The sequence below is a fragment of the Candidatus Defluviilinea gracilis genome (assembly GCA_016716235.1).
Classification (GTDB): Bacteria; Chloroflexota; Anaerolineae; order Anaerolineales; family Villigracilaceae; genus Defluviilinea; species Defluviilinea gracilis.
This window is the reverse complement of the sequence record JADJWS010000005.1, coordinates 1-21,445: the sequence shown is the minus strand read 5'-3', so window position 1 is coordinate 21,445 and position 21,445 is coordinate 1. Positions and strand designations below refer to the sequence as shown.

Sequence of the window (21,445 nt, the reverse complement as noted above, 5' to 3'; positions counted from 1 at the left end):
CTACGAGTTGTTCAACAAGTTTTGGGTCGGGTTTTGTCATGGTTGGTCTTGTAGGGGCGAGGTCATCTCGCCCCATTTGTTTGATTCAAAATATTTGGGCGGGGAAACCCCGCTACGCAAACATCACTTCAGATACATCTTCTCCACCGATTTTATCTTATCCACGCGCTTTGTGTGACGGTCGCCGCCGAAATCGGTAGTGAGCCAGACTTTGACGATCTGCTTCGCCAGATTGACCCCGATCAAGCCCGCGCCGAGGGTCAGCACGTTCGTGTCGTTGTGCTCACGGCTGTTGGATGCGGACGAAACATCATACGCCATCCCTGCGCGGACGTTGGGTACTTTGTTCGCCACGATGCAACTGCCGATGCCCGCGCCGTCAATCATAATCCCGCGCCACGCGCGACCCGTCCCTACCATCTGCGCGACGGAATGGGCGAAGTCGGGATAGTCCACTGGCTCTTTGCTGTTCGTGCCAACATCCATGACAACGAAGCCAAGCGACTCGATTTCGGTTTTGAGGATTCCCTTCAACTCGAATCCGCCGTGATCGGCGCCGAGGGCGACGATCCGCTTTCCTACGGGCGAGGCAGGCTGAGGGTCGGTTTGAGGCGTGTCAGTCATCTTCCTGACCACGTTCTGCACGATCTGTCGGATTTCGTTGTCGTCCATGAGGTTGATTATCTTCTTGTTGAGGGGATGCGTCAAGTGGAAGGCTTGAACAAGTAAACCTTCTCGTTCTTTTCAAGCATTTCAACGAACTTTCGAATGAGTTTCGCGCGCGTCTCTGCTTTCTTTGCTGTGTGAATTCTGAATAGAAACGAATATCTTTCAGAACTTTTCAAGGTATCAAAGAAAGCCTTGGCTTTTTTATTCTTATTCAACGCAGATTCAAAATCTTTAGGGACTGAAATATTTTTCTGCGAGTCATAAGCTTGCGCCCAACGCCCATCTTTTTTAGCGGCTTCAATTGCTTTGAGTCCCGCAGGTTTCATTTCACCACTTTTGATCAGACGTTCCACTTTCTCCGTGTTGATCTTCGACCAGATACTTTTCGGTCCGCGTGGTGTGAATTTCTGAAGCCAATACTTGTCGTCAAAACCTTTCTTTTGTCCGTCAATCCAGCCATAGCACAACGCGGACTCCACCGCTTCGTCATACGTCACGGTGGCGATACCAGAATCCTTTTTCGCCAGTTTCAGCCATACGCCCACAGACTTGCCGTGCTGTTTGGCGAGCCAGTCTGCCCATTTCTTTTTGTTTGCGAAAGGTAAAGTTGGATAATCGACTTTCATTCAAACTCCGTTATTTCTTTATACTTTTTTACTTCACCAATGAACCATGCCACTTTGTTTGGATCTTTTCCCTTTGTGCCGCCATCGAGGACAAGAAACATCAAGAATAAATCCCAATCCTTGATCGTTTCCAACAGAGACTGAAACCGCTCCATATCATAGGAACCTGTTGCGGAAAATTGCTTCCATAATGAAAAATTCACATCATGGAATTGAATCATATTTAGCAAATCAGCATCTTCGGTGAATTCGGAGGCGAATTTTCGAGCGAGGGAGGCATGACTGTTCGGGCTGGAGATCGGCGAGTCGGGCATGGCTTCTGCTTTGAAAGTGTCGTGAACATGGATGAGGAATTTCAGTTTCCAATATTGCTCATCCGAAATTCGCGGCGCGAGTTTTTCAAGGTTCGCTTCCAACTCGGCTATATGAAATTTGACCTTGCCTTCGGGATGACCCGAACGCGGTTCGCCAAATTCGATGTTCTTCTGATAGCGGGGATCAGCGATTATTTGTGCAATGACGTCTTTCATGCCACGATTATAAAACCAATGGACTATAATCCAACAAAGGACTTCACATGAACAAACTCCCATCCCCCAACTCAGACGAATACGCCGAATTCTATGCGGGTTATGTACAACGCGCCGCATCAAAAGGCGATGTGCTCACCGCGCTTTCACAACAAATTGACGAGATCAACTCCGCGCTTGGGAATCTTTCGGATGAACAAGCCCTCTTCCGCGACGCGCCAAACGAATGGGCCATCAAAGAAGTGATGGGACATCTCAACGATGTGGAGCGCGTCTTTTCGTACCGACTCTTGCGCGTCTCACGAAATGATGCAACTCCGCTCCCAGGCTTCGAGCAAAATGATTATGTCCGCGAGGCGGGGTTTGATTCGCACCCGATCAAAGATTTAATTCAAGAGTTCGAACATCTGCGCCGCGCCAACATTCTGGCGATCCAAAACATGAGCGACGAAGCCGCGCTGCGAGTCGGCGCCGCCAGCGGATACCCCGTCAGCGCGCGGGCGTTGATCTATATGCTGGTCGGTCACGTGGACCATCATATGGAAAGTTTGCGCGAGAAGTATCTGCCGCCTGTGAACTCATAATTAAATTGACATCTTCTCCCCTTGACGAACAAACGAGCGCGGGAGTATAACCCAGCAAGTTATGACGAACCTATTTCACAGCGTACAAAGAAAGGAAGAGACCGCCTTGGATGCCGATGTTCCTTTACGGCGCCCAACTCTCTTGCGCTTAAAACTCTCCGAACCGCGATTTTTACCGATTCCGCCGGGCTGTATCGACGCGCCGTGTCTTTTCTTATGCCGCGCTTGATCGAACTGCCCGCCATCGCGTGAACCTTCGCCACCTTCGGAGAATTTCCAAGGTGGTTTTTATTTTAACCATGGAGGTGTATGTATGAATGCAGAAATGAAAAGCGTAAACCTTGAAGCCTTGATCGAGGCGCGCGATTTCGCGTCCCTGCGCAAGCAGACGATGAACTGGAGAGCTCGAGACATCGCCAGTCTGATGGAGCCGTTGTCGGCTCAGAAAGAGGCGGTTCTCTTCCGCGTTCTGCCGCGCGAACAAGCGGCGAAGGTCTTCGCGTATCTGCCCGGCGAACGCCAAGCGGAATTGCTGAAGGCGATGGCGCACGACGATGCCGCCAGCATTTTGAACGACATGTCGGACGATGACCGCACATCCCTGCTCGAAGAACTTCCCGCCCCCGCAACCCAGCAACTGCTCAGTCTGCTTGCGCCGGAAGAACGAGCGCGAGCGTCGCATTTCCTCGGCTACAAAGAAAACACAGTAGGACGCCTGATGTCGCCGCACTTCGTTCGCGTCCGCCCCCAATGGACCGTCTCATACGCGCTCGACCACATCCGCCGTTACGGAATGGACAGCGAAACGATGAGCGTGGTCTACGTGATCGATCGGAAAGGCAAACTGGTAGACGACCTGCGCATCCGGCAGATCCTGCTTGCCAAGCCGAAGACGCGCATCTCAGACCTCATGGATTCGCGTTTCATCTCACTGAAAGCGACAGACGACCGCGAGATGGCAGTGGAGACGTTCAAAGACGCCGACCTCAACGCTTTGCCCGTGACCGATCAAGACGGGGTCTTGATCGGGGTCGTCACAGTAGACGACATCCTCGATGTAGCCGAAGAAGAGGCAACAGAAGACATCCACAAGATCGGCGGTTCCGAAGCGCTCGATGAACCGTACCTTGAGATCGGCATCCCAACAATGGTGCGGAAACGGGCAACATGGCTGGTCATTCTATTCTTGAGCGAAATGCTCACCGCCACCGCCATGGGCAGGTATGAAAACGAAATTGCGAAGGCGGTCGTCCTTTCCATCTTTGTTCCGCTCGTCATTTCAAGCGGCGGCAATTCAGGCTCGCAAGCCTCCACGCTGATCATCCGCGCCATGGCGCTGGGCGAAGTCAAACTAAAAGATTGGTGGCGCGTCATGCGCCGCGAGATTCTTTCGGGCTTATCGCTTGGAGCGATTCTTGGAACGATCGGCTTCATCCGCATCACGCTTTGGGCAAAATTATTTGGCTCATACGGCGAGCATTGGTTCCTCGTCGCTCTGACCGTCGGCATTGCGCTGATCGGGATCGTCTTGTGGGGCAGTCTCGCTGGCTCCATGCTTCCGTTCCTCCTGCGCCGCATCGGGCTCGACCCCGCCGCATCGTCCGCGCCATTCGTTGCCACACTCGTGGACGTCTCCGGGCTGATCATCTATTTTTCAGTCGCCTCGATCGTTTTACGCGGCACGTTGCTGTAAAGGGACACTTGAGTGTTGGAATATGGTCTTAGCGTCAAAAGCGCAAAATCCATTGTCCAAGAGACGCAGAGTTACGGAGAAGAAGCAAATGGATCGACTTCATAACTCTGCGTCGGTAACTGCGCCGGATGGCGTTTTCCCTTGTTGCGGTCACACCGACTCGATCAGGGTTTTCTCAAAGTCGCTTGACAAAACCAAACCCACGGAACGCGAATGCCGCGAATGGGCGAATTTCGCCAATTTTTAAAGAAGTATTCGCGTTATTCGCCAATTGGCGCAATTCGCGTTGAAAAAGTTTGGATTTTGAGAAGCCATGCCGACTCGATTACTCACCGTTGCGCCGGGTCTCTCCTTCGCGTATACTCAAACCAGCGAGGAGTGTAGCATGGAAGCAATCGAAACAAGCCTAGATATCGGCTTTCAATATCCTTTCGGCGAGGAATCGTGCGAACACGAACTTGAGGTTCTGCGAGAGAAGTACCCCGATTATTTCTATGAAGAAAGCCGCTTTAATCAAGAAGCGCTCGACGCGGACACCTATCTGATCGTGGGTCGGCGAGGATCGGGAAAAACATCGCTGACCCAATATTTCAATTTTCAAAAACGCTATAAAAACGCTCGCAGCGTAGACGTGGACGAGCCTGAAATTTACCAGAGTATTTTACAGAAGATCGCAAACAGCGCGTATCTGTCGCCCGACCTGGCGGTCAACGACGTTCGGAAAATCTGGGAATATTTGATCTGGTCCATCATCTTCAATCAATACGCCGAGCAAGATACCGCCATCCGGAACGCGGCGGTCGTTTCGGGCAAAAAGATAAAATCGACTCGCATCATCTCCGAGATCGTGAATGGACTTCTTTCAAAATACGTGGGTGATGACGGGAGGGTCATGGGGGCGTTATCAGAAACGCTAGCCGACCCAGTGTTCAACAAAGCGAAAGAAAGGGCTTTGGAATACACCCGCAGAGAACCGATCATCATCGCCATTGACACCTTTGAGCGCTACGACCGCGGCAACGCGGCAATGATGATCGTCACGGCGTCGTTGGTTCAGTGCGCCAATAGCTTCAACATCGCGTACGCGAACAAAGGCATCCATGTGAAAGCTTTTGTGTCAGCGGAAATCTTCCCCTATATCAAAGAAAGCGCCATCACAAACACCACCAAGTTCATCAGGCGTCCATTGTATTTGAGGTGGCGTCCAAAAGATTTGATACGCTTGATCTCATGGCGGTTTTATCGCTATATGACGGAGCGCAAGTTCAAACTGCCGAGCAAAAAAGTAGACTGGGATGATTTCGACGATATCCTGAACAAGATGTGGTATCCGTTCTTCGGGAAGAAGGTCGTCAACCTGCGAGGGATCGAAGAGGCAAGTTTTCCTTATATTTTGCGCCACACGCAAATGCGCCCTCGCCAACTGGTCATTCTATGCAACAACATCGCGCGCGAGACCATTCGCAACGGAAAATTTCCCGATTTTACAAGCGTTCCGATCAATAAGGCGATCGGCGAATGCGAATACGACCTCGCGGACGAGGTGTTAAATTCCTACGACCTGATCTACCCGCGAGTGTCTGAGATCGTGATGGCGCTCACCGACGCCCCCATGATCTTCGACGGGAAATATCTCGATCAAGTCGCAAAGAAGACGTCCGACGTGTGGGCGGAAGGCTACTCACTATCGAGTTTCCGCCGCTTGCTGGCAGAATTGGGAATTGTGGGAAAGGTGAGGAACAGGAACCGAGGATCGAAAATTATCGAGGCGGATTTCGAATACGCCATGCAAGACAGGCTGGTGATTTCGAACGACGACGAATGCGTCATTCACCCAATGTTTTACTCGAAATTAAGGGTCGTCAAGAACGGGCTTGTCGTCTATCCCTTCCCCGACCACGAAGATTACACCAGTATGCTTGGCGGAAAACAGATCTAAAAAAAGACATGACACGGTCTGGCTTGATGGCGGGGATCACGCAAGGTAAACCTAAAATCCACTCAACTTTGAACAGGCTACCAATGGAAAAAGAATTCTGGAATCAACTTGCGAAGAATGAATACAAAATCCCTGACGGGAATACGCTTCACGACCTGACGAAAACCATCTTCGGCTATCTCGGAAATGTCGACCCCGATTTGCGAGATGAAATTGCTTATATCGTTTATGCCAATTGGTTGAAGCGCGACATGTATTCGCCTGACGAAATACGCCTGCATATTGCCGAGCTACTTGCGAATCTTGAAAAAGGAATTGGCGAAATCGAATCGGATTCGGTGTTTCTGCGAGCTTTCTCTGTGTTGTTTTTGGCGGAGATCGTTCATAACGACAATAAGAAATCTGTTTTGGAGCAAGCGGATATCTCTTCGATCTTCGATAAAGGATTGCAGTATCTCGACGCCGAAAAAGACCCACGCGGGTTTGTGCCTGTGAAAGGCTGGGCGCACGCGCTTGCTCACACTGCCGACTTGATGATGGTACTTGGCAAGAATCGCTATATTGGAAAAGACGAACTGGAAAAATTTTTGCAGGGGATTGCCGCCAAACTCATCCATTCCGCTAACTGGATTTATATTCACGGAGAAGACGAGCGGCTTGCCAATGCTGTAATTGCGATTTTCGAGCGCAATCTGCTTTCGCTGGATTTCATCGAACTCTGGCTCGCGTCGTTGACTTCTCCCGAACGCTCATGGATTGGCGCATACATGGACGAAGATGTAGCGAAAGCATTTCACAACACGCGAAATTTCCTGCGGAGCCTTTCCGAAGCCGTTCAAAAAGCGGAAGGTTTGCCAAACAAGGAAGCCCTCATGCAAATTACTCAACAAGCTTCGACAAACCTCAAATCCTACTAATCTCCAGTCTCTAATCTCTTTTATGCCCTCCATCGAAGTCGCCAACCTCCAAAAAACATTCCAGACCAAACGCAAAGCCGCAGGGATGCGCGGTTCTCTACGCGCGCTTGTCAAACCTGAATACAACACCGTCGATGCCGTGCGCGGGCTTTCCTTTCAAATGGAAGCGGGCGAACTGCTCGGCTTCATTGGTCCCAACGGCGCGGGAAAATCCACAACGATAAAAATTCTCACAGGCATTTTGCATCCCACCAGCGGCGACGCGAAAGTGCTTGGCTTCGTCCCGTGGAAGGAACGGCAGAAACTCGCCTACCACATCGGCACGGTGTTCGGTCAACGCCCGCAGTTGTGGTACCACCTCCCCGCCATTGACACGTTCATGCTGTTCGGAAAAATTTACGAACTCGACGACCGCGAAACGAAAAAACGGATCGCCTTTCTTTCGGAAGCGTTCGAGATTCAGGATCTGCTGGAGACTCCCGTCCGCAAACTTTCGCTGGGACAACGGATGCGCTGTGAAGTCGCCGCGTCGCTTCTTCACCGCCCCAAACTGCTTCTGCTCGATGAGCCGTCGATTGGACTTGACGTAGTCGCCAAACAACACATCCGCGACGCGATCCGCACCATGTCACAGGAGGAGAAAGTCGGCGTTCTGCTCACCTCCCACGACGCGGGCGATCTCGAAGCGCTCTGTCGCCGCGTGATCATCATCAACCACGGACAGATCGTCTACGAAGACAAAGTCTCGAATCTCAAACGAAAGTTTCTGACTCGAAAGATGGTGGAAGTCCGTTATGCGGAAGAAGTCTCGCCAAATTTCACAATTGACGGAGTCGAGATTCTGAAAGTGGGCAGTTATGGCGTGAAGTTACGATTCGACACCACCAAAACTCACGTAGACGCGGTCATGGCGCATCTCTCCCAAGCGGGCGAATTGGTAGACATCACCGTCTCCGATCCGCCGTTGGAGGAAGTGATCGCGAAGATTTATCAAGACAACAAACCCGGAATGCGGACTTAAGTCCGCACAACGCGCCTACACAAAAAGCGGACTCAAGTCCGCGCTCCGTTTTTCTTATCGAAAGTCCGCGCTCCGTTTTTTCAAACATGAAAAAATACTTCTCCATCCTCAACATGCAAATCATCCACAACCTCGCCTACCCAGGAGATTTCCTCGGCAGGTCTATCAGCATTGCCACGTTCATCTTCATCTTCGCGGGGTTATGGGGAACGACATTTACGATCGCAAACACGGATGTGATCAACGGATTAACGTTTCCCAACATGGTCTGGTATTTTATGATGGCGGAAACGCTCGAGCTTGGCAGACCGCGCATCAACCGAACGATCTCGGAGCAGGTCAAGAACGGAGAGGTCGCGTACATCCTGAACAAGCCGTATAACTTCCTGCTATATCACTTCTCCGCTGGGTTGGGCGATGGCGCGGTGAGAATGACTCTCAACCTGATCGTCGGCTCCATCGTCGCGTGGATTCTCGCAGGCGCGCCTCCCTCGCCGTTGGGCTGGCTCATGGCATTCGTCACATTGATCGGCGCGTGGATTCTACACTTCTGCTTCATGGCGTTGATCGGTCTCGCCGCATTCGTCGTGGAGGAAACAAACTCGTTCGAATTGATCTACCAGAAACTTGTTTTCATTCTCGGCGGATTTCTTTTTCCAATTGATATGTTCCCCACATGGTTACAGAATATTGCCTACGCGCTCCCCTTCCCATACATGATGTATGCACCCGCGCGGTTGTTCGTCAAACCCGACGTTGATTTGTTCTGGCGAATGCTCGGCGGGCAGTTGATCTGGGTTACTGTCTTTGTATTCCTACTGGCTTTTGTCTATCAACGCAGTGAAAAATATCTCACGGTGAACGGCGGATAACATGAGACAGGTCAAATTCATCCTCGCTTTGTGGAAGGCAAACATCCAAGCCGCGATGGAATTCCGCGCGGCGTTCTTCACGCAGGTCATCTTTATGATGATCAACAACGGCGTTTATTTTATCTTCTGGGTGTTGTACTTCGACAAATTCAACGCGGTGCGCGGCTGGGATATCAACACGATGATGCTCCTCTTCGGCATCGCCGCCAGCGCATGGGGAATCGGCGCGTTCTTCTTCGGCAACTTCATCTCTCTCGCCGAAGTCATCGTCGGCGGACGACTCGATTATTACCTCTCGCTTCCTCGTCCAGTTCTTCTGCATGTGCTTGCATCCAAAAGTATCGGAAGCGGCATGGGCGATCTCATTTACGGGGTCGGCAGTTTCATGCTCTCGGGATATTTCACACCTGATGGAACGCTTCGATTTCTGCTCGGCGTATTTGCAGGGGTGTGCATCTTCATTGGTTTTCTCGTCATCGTGCAAAGCCTGTCGTTTTGGCTGGGCAACACCATCGCGTTGAGCCAGTTCGCGTTGAGCGCAATTTTGACTTTTTCGCTTTACCCCAGCGTGCTTTTCGACGCCACGACAAAATTCATATTGCTAACATTAATCCCCGCCGCGTTGATCGGCACAATCCCCGCTGAGTTCGTGCGCGAGTTCTCGTGGCAAAGCGCGATACAAATGACGGCAGGCGCGCTGGTCTTTTTGTTTCTGTCAATTTTTATTTTCAAGTTGGGGTTGAAAAGATACGAATCGGGAAGCGCGATTCAAGTTGAGGTGTAGAGCAAGATGGCATCTTGCTCTACAAATTTACGCCGACGCGCCCGAATAACTTCTCAAACCGAACAACCAGACGACACGCGCCAACACCAAGAACAACACGGTGAGTCCCAGCGCGAATAACATCGTTTCGTTTGTGAGTCGATTCGTCATCGCTTCGGCTGGCACAGTGACGGCGAACGCGACTGGCACAAGAAATGTAAGCCCCGTGCGGAGCCAATCGGGGTACACGCCGACGGGCCACCTCCCCGCCGCGTACAAGCCTTCGAACAGGTTGACGATCTCATTGACGCGGATCACCCAAAACGCAATGGACGTGACCATCAGCCAGACGCAATACAGCATGACCGCGCCCATGATCAACGCGGCGATGAACGCGACGACTTGCAACGCTTCCATCCCACTTTGAAGCTGGGTCACCGCCACCCCGATCACCACCAAGCCGACGAGGACATCCGTGAGTTGCCAGAAGCGGAATTCGCGCACGCTGACCAACGCCTGCGCGTCGGCGGGCTTGGTGAGCGCGAAGTCCAATGTGCCGTTGAGCACATCGTTCATTAACCGCTCCATGTTGGGCTGGATCGCCGAACGGATAACCCCGCCCATGAGGATGTGCACGCCCATCACCGCGAGCAGTTCGGGGCGCGTCCAGCCTGCGAGGTTGTCCACTTGATCGAAGACGAGCGCGAGTCCGATCAAGCCTGTCGCCAGCGCGACACCTGTTTGCAGAAGTTGAATAAAGAAGTTAACGCGGTATTGCAGTTCGTTCATCATACCGATGCGGAAGTAGTTCCATGCAAGTTTGAAAGGGTTCATACTATTTTCCTGTTCTGTCAGCAGTTGCACTGCTGACAGTGATGTTCCGCTCGCAGTTCAACTGCGAGCGATCACAACTCATCCGCCCACAGCGGAGAATTGCTTGATGGCGGCGCGCCAGACCAAACTGAGGAAAGAAGCGCCGATCGTGATCCACAAGATTTGCATCCCAATGCCCATCCACAACTCCTGTGTGGACATCGTCCCGACGAGAGCCTCGATGGGGAAGAAAAATGTCCACTTGAAAGGCAGGTAGTTCGAGAGGGACTGCACCCATTGCGGCATGAGAGACATCGGCACGAGTCGCCCAGAGAGGATCAACTCGAGACCGAAGTACAACTCGAAGATCGCGCTGACGCGTGTCGTCCAGAATGTGATCATGCCGAGCAGGGACAACAACATCGTGCGGATGAGGTATGCGCCCCAGATGGCGAGAAAGAAGACGATGCCTTCCATCCATGTGATGTCGAAGGTGGGTTTGAATATCCATGTGAGAAAGGCGGCGAGCGGAAGCCAAAGCGCGATCACCACAACTTTCCAGCCCGCGAAAAATGCGATGTCGGAGTGGATGGGATGCATCGGGCGCATCAATGCCATCGAGAGGTTGCCTTCGCGAATGCGCCACTCCCAGCCATACGGCGTGAAGACGATGTTCATGTTGCGGACGAGAGTCCACACGATGTAATATGCCGCGAACGCGCCCGGGGTGTAGCCGCCGATAATACCGCCTTGTTGATTCGCTATCGTTGACCACACCACGAGATAAATGACAGGCTCGGTGATCATGCCGATCATGTAAAAGTAGTTGGCGACTCGATATTGAAACTGTTCGAGGATCGAAACGCGCATCGAGGCGAGGTAGTATTCAACGTACCGTCTCATTGTTATTCGTCCTTTTGCGAGAAGACCTGGTCGATCACATCGTCTACGGGCGCGTCTTCGACGGTGAGATCATCGACTTGCAAGTCAGATAAAAGTTTTGCAGTCACTTGCGATGTCTGCGCTTTCGGCACGCGCAACGTGACACGCCCGTCTTCCTTGCTAACGACCTCTCCATAATTCGACAACTCCGCATTGGGATCGTGAAGCGAGAGACTCAAAGTCTTGTACGATGAGAATTGATTGACCAGTTTGCTCAGATCGCCGTCGAAGAGGATCCGTCCATGGTGGATAACGATGACGCGCTTGCACAAGGCTTCCACATCTGCCATGTAATGACTCGTGAGCAGGACGGTCGCGTTGTAGCGTTTGTTGTACTCCGCAATGAACGAACGGATACGCCTCTGCATCGTCACATCGAGACCGATGGTCGGCTCGTCGAGGAACAGCACTTTCGGCTGGTGAAGCAACGCGGCGACGATCTCCATTTTCATGCGTTCGCCCAAGGAAAGATTGCGGACAGGTTTGTTGACCAGATCTTTCAACTCCAGCAGTTCGATGAACTCATCGCGCGCGCGTTTGAACTGGTCAACGGGAATGCCATAGACCGCGCGCTGGAGATCGAACGAATCGAGGGCGGGCAGGTCCCAGGTCAGTTGGTTGCGGTTGCCCATCACGAGCGTGATCTGCCTGAGATAGTCGTGCGAACGGTGACGCGGTTCGTAACCCAACACGCTGACATTCCCAGAGGTGGGATGCAGAAGTCCGCTCAACATTTTGAGCGTGGTGGTCTTGCCCGCTCCATTCGGACCGAGGAAGCCGACCACCTCCCCCGCTTCGACGTTGAACGTGATCCCATCCACGGCTTTGACGTTTTTGTATTTGCGATTGAACAAACTGGCGATGGAGGCTTTGAGACCGCCTTCGCGCTCGGGCACTTGGTAATACTTGGCTAATTGTGAAATTGAAACTACAGAGGACACGGTATTCTCCTATTGATGATGGTTGAGTAATCCCGCGCGTGCTGAGCGGAGCAGTAGCGAAGTCGAAGCATCGCGGGACGTATCGAGACCACTAAGTTTTATTCAAACAAAATGTTTCAAATCAACTGGTGGTCTCGATACGGGCGGAACAATCACCCGCCCTACTCGACCACCGAATATACTCCGCCCAGTTAAACACAAAACCGCAGGGCGGGTTGTGCGCGCCTGCGGTTCAAGGAAGCCAAAGGGACGGTCAGGAAACCGAACCGAAAGAAGGCACGCGGAAGTTTGGGTTGGATTGTGAGTACACTAGCAGGACCTCCTTTCGATTGAGATATACCGAGTCTAGCACACCCATCCGCAAGCCGCAAGCGGAATTCTGGTATAATCTCGGCTCGTGACTGGTCCTGCAAGCGGTTCGCTGTCAGCGGACTTCTTGTATGGAGACCTGCATAGATTAGAGAAAGGAAGCAAACGTCATGTCATTACAGAAGGAAGCGAAGACCAAACTGATCACGGATTACCACCGTCATGATACCGATACCGGCTCCCCCGAGGTGCAGATCGCGATCATGACCGGGCGCATCCAACAGTTGACCGATCACCTGCGAGCCAACAAGAGCGATCAATCCTGTCGGCGAGGTCTGCTCAAACTTGTGGGACAACGCCGCCGCATGTTGTCGTACTTGCGGCAGGCTGATTACCAGCGCTATTTGGGAATCACCGAGAGTTTGAACCTGCGACACAAGTAGTTAGCATAGACCTCACAGGTCTGCGAGATCCTTCGACGGGTCTCAGGACAAGCCTGTGAGGTCTTATTAATAACCGCCGTCAGGAATTGAATAGCGCGAATAACTACCAGCAGACTGAAGTCTGCATTCCGGTTGTTCACACTCTTCAGTCCCTGACTTGAGGCGGAAAATTGTAGGACAAGGTTAACCTTGTCCCACACAGGAGACAATTAACAATGAAACCCGAATCAAAGAAATATTCAACCACGCTTGGGAAGCATACCGTCACTTTCGAGACCGGTAAACTCGCCGGGCAGGCTGGCGGCGCGGTGACCTTCGGCACGCCGGAGTCCATCGTGTTCGCGGCGGCAACCATGGGCGACGTGCGCGAAGGCATAGATTTCTTTCCTCTTTCTGTGGAATATGAGGAACGACTCTATGCCGGTGGACGGATCCCCGGTTCGTTCTTCCGACGGGAGGGCAGACCCGGCACGGAGGCGATTCTCGTCGCCCGTCTAACCGATCGTCCTCTCCGCCCGCTGTTTCAGGATGGGATGAGGAACGAAGTGCAAGTCGCCATGTTCTCGCTGTCGTCCGATGGCGTGAACCCGCTCGACGTGCTGGCGATCAACGCCGCGTCTGCCGCCATCATGATCTCAGACATCCCGTGGGGTGGACCCGTTGGTGCGGTGCGCGTGGGACGCGTCAACGGCGAGTTCGTCATCAATCCGACGTACGCCGAAATGGAAACATCCGATCTCGACTTGCGAATCGCCGGCACAAAAGACGCCATCCTCATGGTCGAATGCAGCGCGATCGAAATTCCCGAAGATGTGATGGTCGCCGCGCTCGAACTTGGACATAAGTCCATTCAGCCGCTGATCGAACTGCAATTGAAAATGCAAGCGGAGTTGGGCAAACCAAAACGCGAGGTTGAATTATTCGTGCCGAGCGCCGAGGTCAAGAAAAAAGTGTTCGACCGCGTGAGCGGAGCGATGAACGCCCTGCTGGACAAGCCGTTGAGCAAGAACGAATTTTATTCCGGCATGAAAGCCATCAAGACCGAAGCCGAAACTGAATTGTGCATCGTGCCTGAGGGCGGCGACCCGGCGAATTACATGCCGGTCAACATGTTCCGCGAGTCGTTTGAACAGGCGGAGATGGACGTGGTGCGCGAACGCATCCTAGCGCAGGGCAAACGTCCCGATGGGCGAACGCCGACCGACATCCGCCCCATTTGGTGCGAGGTGGGAATCTCTCCGCGCGCGCACGGGTCAGGCTTGTTCACACGCGGCGAGACTCAAATTTTATCTGTTGCGACTCTCGCAACACTCGGCGAGGCGCAGGAACTCGATAACCTCAGCCCGATCAAAGACAAACGCTACATCCATCACTACAACTTCCCGCCGTATTCCACCGGCGAAGTGAAACGCATGGGCGGGCAAAGCCGACGGGAGGTCGGTCACGGGGCGTTGGCAGAACGCGCGCTTGAACCAGTTATCCCTGCGGAAGAATCGTTCCCGTACACGTTGCGAGTCGTATCGGAGGCGTTGTCCTCCAACGGCTCGACCTCGATGGGTTCCGTCTGCGGCTCGACACTTGCGTTGATGGATGCGGGCGTGCCGATCAAAGCCCCGGTCTCCGGCGTGGCGATGGGACTCATCACCGATTTGAACGGCTCGGGCCGCTACAAAATTCTCACCGACATTCAAGGCACCGAAGATCATCTCGGCGACATGGATTTCAAAGTGGCGGGAACACCGGCTGGCATCACCGCCCTGCAAATGGACATCAAGATCAGCGGCTTGAGCGCGCAGATGATGAAAGAAGCGCTCGAACAGGCGAAGGTGGCGCGCGCCTCCATTTTGGAAAAGATGCTGGCAGTGTTGCCCGAATCGCGCCCCGACATCAAAGAACACGCGCCGCGCATCATCACCGTAAAAATCCCCGTTGATAAGATCGGCGCGTTGATCGGACCGGGCGGAAAGAACATCCGCGCATTGCAAGAAGAGACCGGCGCAAAGATCGACATCGAAGAAAACGGCACGGTGTACATCGCGTCCACCGATGGCGTCGGCGCGAAGATCGCGCAGGAACGCATCGCTGGACTTGGCGAAGAGGCTGTCGTTGGGAACATCTACACCGGCAAAGTCGTTCGCATCGCGGACTTCGGCGCGTTCGTCGAAATCCTGCCTGGCATGGACGGGCTCGTCCACATTTCGCAACTCGCTTCTGAGCGCGTGAACAAAGTGGAAGATGTGGTCGGCATGGGCGAAGAGATCACCGTGATGGTGACCGACATTGACGGACAAGGAAAGATTCGACTCTCGCGTCAGGCTGTGCTTGAAGGTTGGACGGCAGAAGAGGCGCGCGAGAAAGACGGTCCGCGCCGAAGCGGCGGAGGCGGAAGACCCGGCGGAGATCGCGGGCGCGGAGGGGATCGGCGTGGCGGTGATCGCGGCGGCAGAAGGTAGAACGTGGATGATTAGAAGATTAGAGGATTAGAGGAGTAGAGGATTGAGGGTAGAAAGTGGAAAGCGGATGATGAGGGAGGCATCGTCCGCTTTTTTTGTTGGGGAGGTGTTAGGTGGATTGGAGGAGTAGAGGATTGGAGGATTAGAGAATTAGAGAATTGGAGAATTAGAGAATTGGAGAATTAGAGGATTAGAGAATTGGAGGATTGGAGATTAGGTGTCGAGGGGGGATTTGACGGCGAGGCCGCCGCGTTGGATGACGTGGGTGTAGATCATGGTGGTTTTGACGTCTTTGTGACCGAGGAGTTCCTGAATGGTGCGAATATCGTAGTTATTTTGCAGGAGGTGGGTTGCGAAGGAGTGACGGAAGGTGTGAGGGGTGACATGTTTATCAACCCTTGCCAAGCGCGCCGCTTCTTTCACGGCTTTTTGGACTGCCGTTTCATGTAAATGATGGCGGCGGGTTATACCCGTCCCTGGCTCTTTGAAGAGGCTGGCGGCAGGGAAGACGTATTGCCATACCCATTCTTTGCTGGCGTTTGGATATTTCCGCTCCAGAGCAAAGGGCAGATAGACAGAGCCGTATCCTTTTGCCAGGTCTTTTTGATGTATTCGTCTGACTTGCTCCAAATGGTGTTTTAGCGGCTCGACGACACTATCAGGCAGAATGGTAGAACGATCATCGTCGCCTTTGCCATCGCGGACGATCACTTGATGGTTGGCAAAGTCAATATCTTTGACGCGCAGGCGCATGGTTTCCATCACGCGCAAGCCTCCGCCGTACATGACCTGCGCGATAATCTTGTTGACGCCGCTCAAATTGGCGATCACGGATTTGATTTCTTCTTTCGAAAGCACGACGGGGACGGTCTTTGCTTTTTGGGGGCGAAATTCGACAAGGGCGTTTTCATCCAGCGCGATGCGCAGAACATGACGATAGAGAAAGAGGATCGAACTTAACGCCTGTGTTTGGGTAGAGCCTGAAATTTTCTTGTCTGAAACGAGATGGGTAATGAATTCCCGAATTTCAGGAATACCCATGTCTTTGGGGTGGCGTTTGTTATGAAAGAGGATGTATGACCTGGCCCAATTGATATATGTCTTTTCGGTGCGCTGGGAATACTGTTTAACGCGTAGGGCGTCACGATACTGGTCGAGTAATTTTTTGTCTTTTGGAGGGGTTTCGGGCTGGGCTGGCTGGTTCATTGGAATATTTGCCTTTTGAATATGTGGGCGTATAATGCTGTACATAGGCAATTATACAGCCTACAGGCTGTATAACCACCCAAACGGTGTCTTATACAGCCTACAGGCTGGTTAAGACATAGTTGGGCTGTTCCTTTGAAAATTTTGGTAGGAATAAATAATGTCAAATCCAAGTGGATATAGGGATACTTTACTTAGTTTCCTACACCAACCCAATTTGTTTGTCATTGAGGACACAAAAACAAGCATGAAGTGTCCATTTGAAATAAGCCCTAATCATTTTCTAAGTTTTGCAGAAAATGACCTTGCCTCAAAATTACCGCACAAGTATGTAAACGCCTTAGCAAACATCAAGCGTGCGTTAGATTGTCAAGTGTTATCTATTTTTCTTTCGCTTGGAATGCCCACAAAGAAAATCAAAAAATTGGGGCTGGAAAGAAAATTGCAAATAATACAAAAATTAGGTTTGGTTTCGCCACGAATATTGAACAAGGTTACTGCCGTCAGAATTTAATGGAGCATGAATTTACCAATCCTGACAAAGAAACAGTAATAGACATGAAAGATGTTATTTCTTTGTTTATTGCTTATACTGACACAATAATGATGAATTTTTCTGATGAAGTTGTTGTTGCGTTGAAAATGAAAATGACGAGCCTGATTCTGAAGAGGTGAAGATATATCTAAAGCCAGATAAGCATTCTTTAGAAATTTCGTCAAATTTTTCGCCTGAAAAAATTGTTTTATCGCCCAGTGATGATGATTTTTTTGTTTTCACAGAACGATTGTTATTCATAAGATGGGGTATTGGAACTAATCCGCTAGCAGAGCCTTGATAATGAATAATGCGATTTCTGTTGAACATATATTAAACCCTTTTTTAATTACCAAGATAGCATTTTGGGAAGCAGCATTAAAGGGCTTGCAAGACCTTTGGATATTTCTCCCAATGCCTTTCTAAAGTTCGCAGAATCGGATTTACAATCCGAATTGTCTCCAAGGCTGTGAATGCTTTATCAAACACAAAAGAGCGATAGATTGTCGATTGAATGTATACTTGCAACAACTGGCATTAATTTACCTGACATTGATTTTCCAGAAAAGTTGAATATTTTGAATGAAATAGGGTTATTGTCACCAATACTCTTGCAAAAGATAAATCGTGAACGTAATTTGCTTGAACATGAATTCGTAAATCCACCATCAGAAAAAGTAGCAGATGCCTCGATATTGCGACATTATTCATATCGTACACTAATGCAAAAATGCAAAATTTCGAGATGAAAATTCTTTTTTTGACACGGGAATTATAGGGATAAATGTATTTTGATGGATATATTCAAATCAGAGTAATAGTAATGAAAATTCTGTTATTTTAGAACATCCCAATCAACATTATTATTCTGCTATGAAGTGGTTGATTCAAGTTGTAACGAATGGTGGTAAATTCTTTAGCCATCGTTTTTTTGGAGGCAAAACAGCCCAACAAAGCGTGCAGTGGATTGGCGAGAGTCTGCGCGACTTACAGGCATTTTCTGACTTCAGGTTTTTTTCCGCTCTTGGAACTTTCCTAGCCCGCCCGCCAACCCTAACGCAAGCCGTTGGGCATCAGGTCATATGAAATTCAAAATCTGAATCTGGCTGGCTGGCAGTTTTCTTCGCTCGTTGTTTCAGTCTTTGGGTTTCTCATTTCTTCCAGTCCATCTCGCTTTGCCTGCAAGTTGTTTTGCTTTTCAGTTTTCTGCTCCTTTTATCTTTTGGCTTTTTATGTTTGCTCGTAAGTTGTTTTTTGGGTTTCCTTCATCCTCTGCATTTACTTTTTAGCCAAGTCAGTTTGCATTTTCTTTTGGTTGGTTGGTTTTGTGGTGCTTGGGCAGGTTTGGTTTGCTCGCCGTTGTTTTCGCAAGTTCCGTTGGCTGGCAAGGTAAGGCAAAGTTTTCGTTTATGGTTCTCGTTCTGAGCCCAAATTGTTTCGGTTTTGGTTGGGTTTCATCGTTCATGTGTTTTCGTGATGGTTCTGTGTTTTATGTTCTGAGTGTCCCTTGCCTGCGTTTTTATAAAAAGGTTTGTTGTGGGTTTGTTGGTTTACGTCCACAGTTGGCAAGCCGTCAAGTCCCATGCCCAACAAAGCGTGCAGTGGATTGGCAAGGAGTCGCCGCGTTCTGAAGTAAATTGCACAAATATCACGGTTTCGTTGGTTTTGGTCGCTCCCCGCCAACCTCTACCAATCCGTTGGGCGTTTTCTTGCAAAACAATAAGGAAAATTTATGTATAGTCACGCACCATCAAAGTACACTTGTCCATATTGTTTATTTGTTCAAAGTAGAAAAAACGACCCGATTCAATGGCGCAAACCGATATAGTGGTTCAAACACCGATTCTAACAGCGTTCATTACGGCAACAAGAAGAAAATGGATTAATAATCGAGTTACGTAACTTATCGTCCCAACCAACATTTTAAAATATCTTTGATTTGCCTTCAACACTTGCAGAGCAATTTCATACTTTGACTAAAATATTGCATTGGCGATGAAATCAGAATATCGGTGTGATGGTATACAATTCGGCAACATAATGAACCCGCAGGAGACCAACACATTTGGCATTATCACCTGCACGTTATTCACGCTATAACGATGATGATTTTCAGAATTCCAAGAGTTTCGTTTGGAAGCCAACGAGGGCAGAGCCGAATACGCTCAAAAAGTTGAAAAAGTGGTTTTGAAACTTCTCGAAGTTCCATAGATTGCAAATGTCGAGTTGATTAAGTAACGTTTGGTGGGCTTTATTTTTGGTCGTTCTGAAAAACACGTTGTGTGTAAAATCTGGAGTCAAGTTGGCGGTGTCGTCATTTTTGGGCGGCGGGTCTTGCACAACACAAAACGCCCAACAAAGCGTGCCACCTGACGTGGCCAAGGTCTGCGTGATCGGGCATTTTTCTCGCGTGTTTCCTGCTCCCAAACGTAGTCCACGCCCGCCCCACACGCGGGTAACGCACACCGTTGGCACGCCCCTTGCTGTAAAAGGTGAAAACCGTTCAAGTAAACAATTCGCCTTTTTAACTTGTCTTATCATTAAAACCAATCAAGGGAGATTTTATGAGCGATAATTGTTGTTCTCAAACGTCGTAGGAAGTATGGTTTGCGAATTGCCTAAGTAACAGTTCAGCATAAGCCATCCGCAGAAGTAACTTTGTCCTGAATGTAACCAAAAAGGAAAGGTTGTTTCGAGGTCAAACTGTCAAGGCACTTTTGTCAGTTTCGTTGCGTTCAATTCAAGATACAGAGTATTATTTTTTGCCGCACGCGATCTTGCCCTGTTGTTTATTATTCGGCTGATGGCAAGTCCGTTTTACAACATCGCAATTGCGTGAGCGTGTTTTATCAAAGAGCCAAGCGCGATTGTATTTGTAATGCTATTGCTTCAAGCATACGGTATCAGAAAATTCGTAATGCTTCACCTGAAGCCCGTGTTTCGATGTTAAATGAAAATATCTCTGGCATCCAAGCCAATCAATGCGCCTGTGATTTACGAAACCCGCAAGGTTCCTGTTATTTAGGAAATGTGCGTAGTTTGATAAAGAACATAGAGCAGGTATCTGTCCCATCATAAAAGCACTTTCTGTTATAAGTTGTAGGTCTTGCAAAACAAAAGCGTGCCAACAAAGCGTGCACTTGACGGGTGGGATTGCGCCATTTTCGGGCATTTTCTACGCCCCGACAGAATCCTCGCCCAAAGTTTTATCTACGCCCGCCCACCCGCAAGTAACGCAAACCGTTAGCCGCCTGTCCTGCAAATGTATATAGGGTAAGTATGAAAAAAACGACCTTTGCAGTCGCCAAATGGACTGTGCATCTGAAGAACAATTATTACGTTTGAAACTTCAAGGAGTCGGCAATATATCTTCTTTGCAGTTTGTCCTTCCCAATCGCCAGTTGGATGTTTTCCATTGAGGCGATTATCAGTGTTTTGAAGCGTTTAACAGTTTGCAACTCGACACAACTCTGATTGAAAGTGGCGCAACAGATGAGTTTGTACCAACTGGCAAGGATAATTTAGGCAAATTGCTTTGCTTGGTTCACTTCTATTCTTTTTCTTTTTGCCCTTGAAATATTAAATCGGTTTCATCTCGAATTCAATGGGGCTTGTTGCCGATAGTTTAAATATGCTGGCGAACAGCCTTGTTTATGGGCTTGCACTTTTGCGATTGGCGGAACAATTGCCAAGAAAGAATATCCTCAAAGCAAGTGGGTATTTCCAAATAGTTTTGGCTATTTTAGTACCAAAGTAATCAGACGTTTTCTTGGGTTTGGTGATGTTTACATTCAAATGATGATTGTTATTTCATTGCTTGCTTTGATTGGAAACGCAACCAGTTTGTTTTTGCTTCAAAAAGTAAAACACAGAAGCTCTCATTCCAGCATAATTTTCACATCAATGATGTGATAATCAGCATCAGGAGTTATTCTCGCTGGTATACTGGTTTTTATAACAAACTCCAAAATTCCTGATTTGGTTGTCGGAGCAATCGTATTTTTATTGTGGCACGTGGCGCATATCGTATATTGCCAAATTACAGTAGTCTAATATAAAAACGGCGGCTAACAAAGCGTGCAGTGGACAAGTGGGATCGTCGCCGTTTTCAGACATTTCTGGCTTCGGATTTTCCTGCTCCCAAACATTATCTCAGCCCGCCCACTTGCCACTAAGCGAGCCGTTAGGC

At 50.0% G+C, this 21,445-nt stretch carries 18 protein-coding genes; 10 read left to right on the top strand and 8 right to left on the bottom strand.

Annotated features, from left to right (window positions below; genetic code table 11):
• Positions 1–123: 123 nt before the first annotated feature.
• From rpiB to IPM31_17050, 3 genes are read right to left on the bottom strand one after another with little or no spacing between them, the layout of a single operon-like run.
• Positions 124–672 carry a ribose 5-phosphate isomerase B gene (rpiB, locus tag IPM31_17060; GenBank protein ID MBK9008682.1) on the bottom strand — a complete coding sequence of 183 codons (549 nt, stop codon included), beginning with the start codon at positions 670–672 and terminating at the stop codon, positions 124–126.
• A gap of 32 nt (positions 673–704) precedes the next feature.
• The gene (locus tag IPM31_17055; GenBank protein ID MBK9008681.1) at positions 705–1,295 is read right to left on the bottom strand and encodes a YdeI/OmpD-associated family protein; all 591 of its coding nucleotides are present in this window, start codon (positions 1,293–1,295) and stop codon (positions 705–707) included.
• Complete coding sequence (locus IPM31_17050) at positions 1,292–1,825, bottom strand: hypothetical protein (protein ID MBK9008680.1); 534 nt, start codon at positions 1,823–1,825, stop codon at positions 1,292–1,294. Before IPM31_17050 ends, IPM31_17055 begins: the two co-directional genes overlap by 4 nt.
• 47 nt (positions 1,826–1,872) lie before the next feature.
• Here IPM31_17050 and IPM31_17045 point away from each other — a divergent pair, with 47 nt between their 5' ends.
• The 7 genes from IPM31_17045 to IPM31_17015 all read left to right on the top strand — a co-directional run bounded on the left by IPM31_17045 (position 1,873) and on the right by IPM31_17015 (position 9,635).
• Positions 1,873–2,409, top strand: coding sequence for a DinB family protein (locus IPM31_17045; protein ID MBK9008679.1), 537 nt, complete (start codon positions 1,873–1,875; stop codon positions 2,407–2,409).
• 313 nt (positions 2,410–2,722) lie between these two features.
• On the top strand, positions 2,723–4,102 hold the full coding sequence (gene mgtE, locus IPM31_17040) for a magnesium transporter (GenBank protein MBK9008678.1): 1,380 nt from the start codon (positions 2,723–2,725) through the stop codon (positions 4,100–4,102).
• Positions 4,103–4,487: 385 nt separating this feature from the next.
• Complete coding sequence (locus IPM31_17035; GenBank protein MBK9008677.1) at positions 4,488–6,041, top strand: hypothetical protein; 1,554 nt, start codon at positions 4,488–4,490, stop codon at positions 6,039–6,041.
• A gap of 83 nt (positions 6,042–6,124) precedes the next feature.
• Entirely contained in the window at positions 6,125–6,958 is an 834-nt protein-coding gene (locus tag IPM31_17030; GenBank protein ID MBK9008676.1) for a DUF2785 domain-containing protein, read from the top strand.
• 22 nt (positions 6,959–6,980) lie between these two features.
• Entirely contained in the window at positions 6,981–7,979 is a 999-nt protein-coding gene (locus tag IPM31_17025) for an ATP-binding cassette domain-containing protein (protein ID MBK9008675.1), read from the top strand.
• Between the two features lie 86 nt (positions 7,980–8,065).
• Positions 8,066–8,851, top strand: a complete 786-nt coding sequence (locus IPM31_17020; protein ID MBK9008674.1) for an ABC-2 family transporter protein — start codon at positions 8,066–8,068, stop codon at positions 8,849–8,851.
• 1 nt (position 8,852) lies between these two features.
• Complete coding sequence (locus IPM31_17015; protein ID MBK9008673.1) at positions 8,853–9,635, top strand: ABC-2 family transporter protein; 783 nt, start codon at positions 8,853–8,855, stop codon at positions 9,633–9,635.
• 27 nt (positions 9,636–9,662) lie between these two features.
• Here the strand turns inward: IPM31_17015 and IPM31_17010 are convergent, their stop codons facing one another.
• The 3 genes from IPM31_17010 to IPM31_17000 form a co-directional block, all read right to left on the bottom strand.
• Entirely contained in the window at positions 9,663–10,448 is a 786-nt protein-coding gene (locus IPM31_17010) for an ABC-2 family transporter protein (GenBank protein MBK9008672.1), read from the bottom strand.
• 78 nt (positions 10,449–10,526) lie between these two features.
• Positions 10,527–11,330, bottom strand: coding sequence for an ABC-2 family transporter protein (locus tag IPM31_17005; GenBank protein ID MBK9008671.1), 804 nt, complete (start codon positions 11,328–11,330; stop codon positions 10,527–10,529).
• A gap of 2 nt (positions 11,331–11,332) precedes the next feature.
• Positions 11,333–12,310, bottom strand: a complete 978-nt coding sequence (locus IPM31_17000) for an ATP-binding cassette domain-containing protein (protein MBK9008670.1) — start codon at positions 12,308–12,310, stop codon at positions 11,333–11,335.
• Positions 12,311–12,789: 479 nt separating this feature from the next.
• On the opposite strand from IPM31_17000, the gene rpsO reads away from it, so the two are divergent.
• Positions 12,790–13,062, top strand: coding sequence for a 30S ribosomal protein S15 (rpsO, locus tag IPM31_16995; GenBank protein ID MBK9008669.1), 273 nt, complete (start codon positions 12,790–12,792; stop codon positions 13,060–13,062).
• A 215-nt stretch (positions 13,063–13,277) separates the two neighbouring features.
• Positions 13,278–15,515, top strand: coding sequence for a polyribonucleotide nucleotidyltransferase (locus IPM31_16990; protein ID MBK9008668.1), 2,238 nt, complete (start codon positions 13,278–13,280; stop codon positions 15,513–15,515).
• A 213-nt stretch (positions 15,516–15,728) separates the two neighbouring features.
• Here IPM31_16990 and IPM31_16985 read toward each other — a convergent pair whose 3' ends face one another.
• Positions 15,729–16,721: an integron integrase gene (locus IPM31_16985; protein ID MBK9008667.1), complete on the bottom strand. Its 993-nt coding sequence runs from the start codon at positions 16,719–16,721 to the stop codon at positions 15,729–15,731.
• A gap of 366 nt (positions 16,722–17,087) precedes the next feature.
• Between IPM31_16985 and IPM31_16980 the strand changes: the two genes are divergently transcribed.
• Positions 17,088–17,396 carry a hypothetical protein gene (locus tag IPM31_16980; GenBank protein MBK9008666.1) on the top strand — a complete coding sequence of 103 codons (309 nt, stop codon included), beginning with the start codon at positions 17,088–17,090 and terminating at the stop codon, positions 17,394–17,396.
• A gap of 1,154 nt (positions 17,397–18,550) precedes the next feature.
• Here the strand turns inward: IPM31_16980 and IPM31_16975 are convergent.
• Positions 18,551–18,721, bottom strand: coding sequence for a hypothetical protein (locus IPM31_16975; protein ID MBK9008665.1), 171 nt, complete (start codon positions 18,719–18,721; stop codon positions 18,551–18,553).
• Between the last annotated feature and the right edge of the window lie 2,724 nt (positions 18,722–21,445).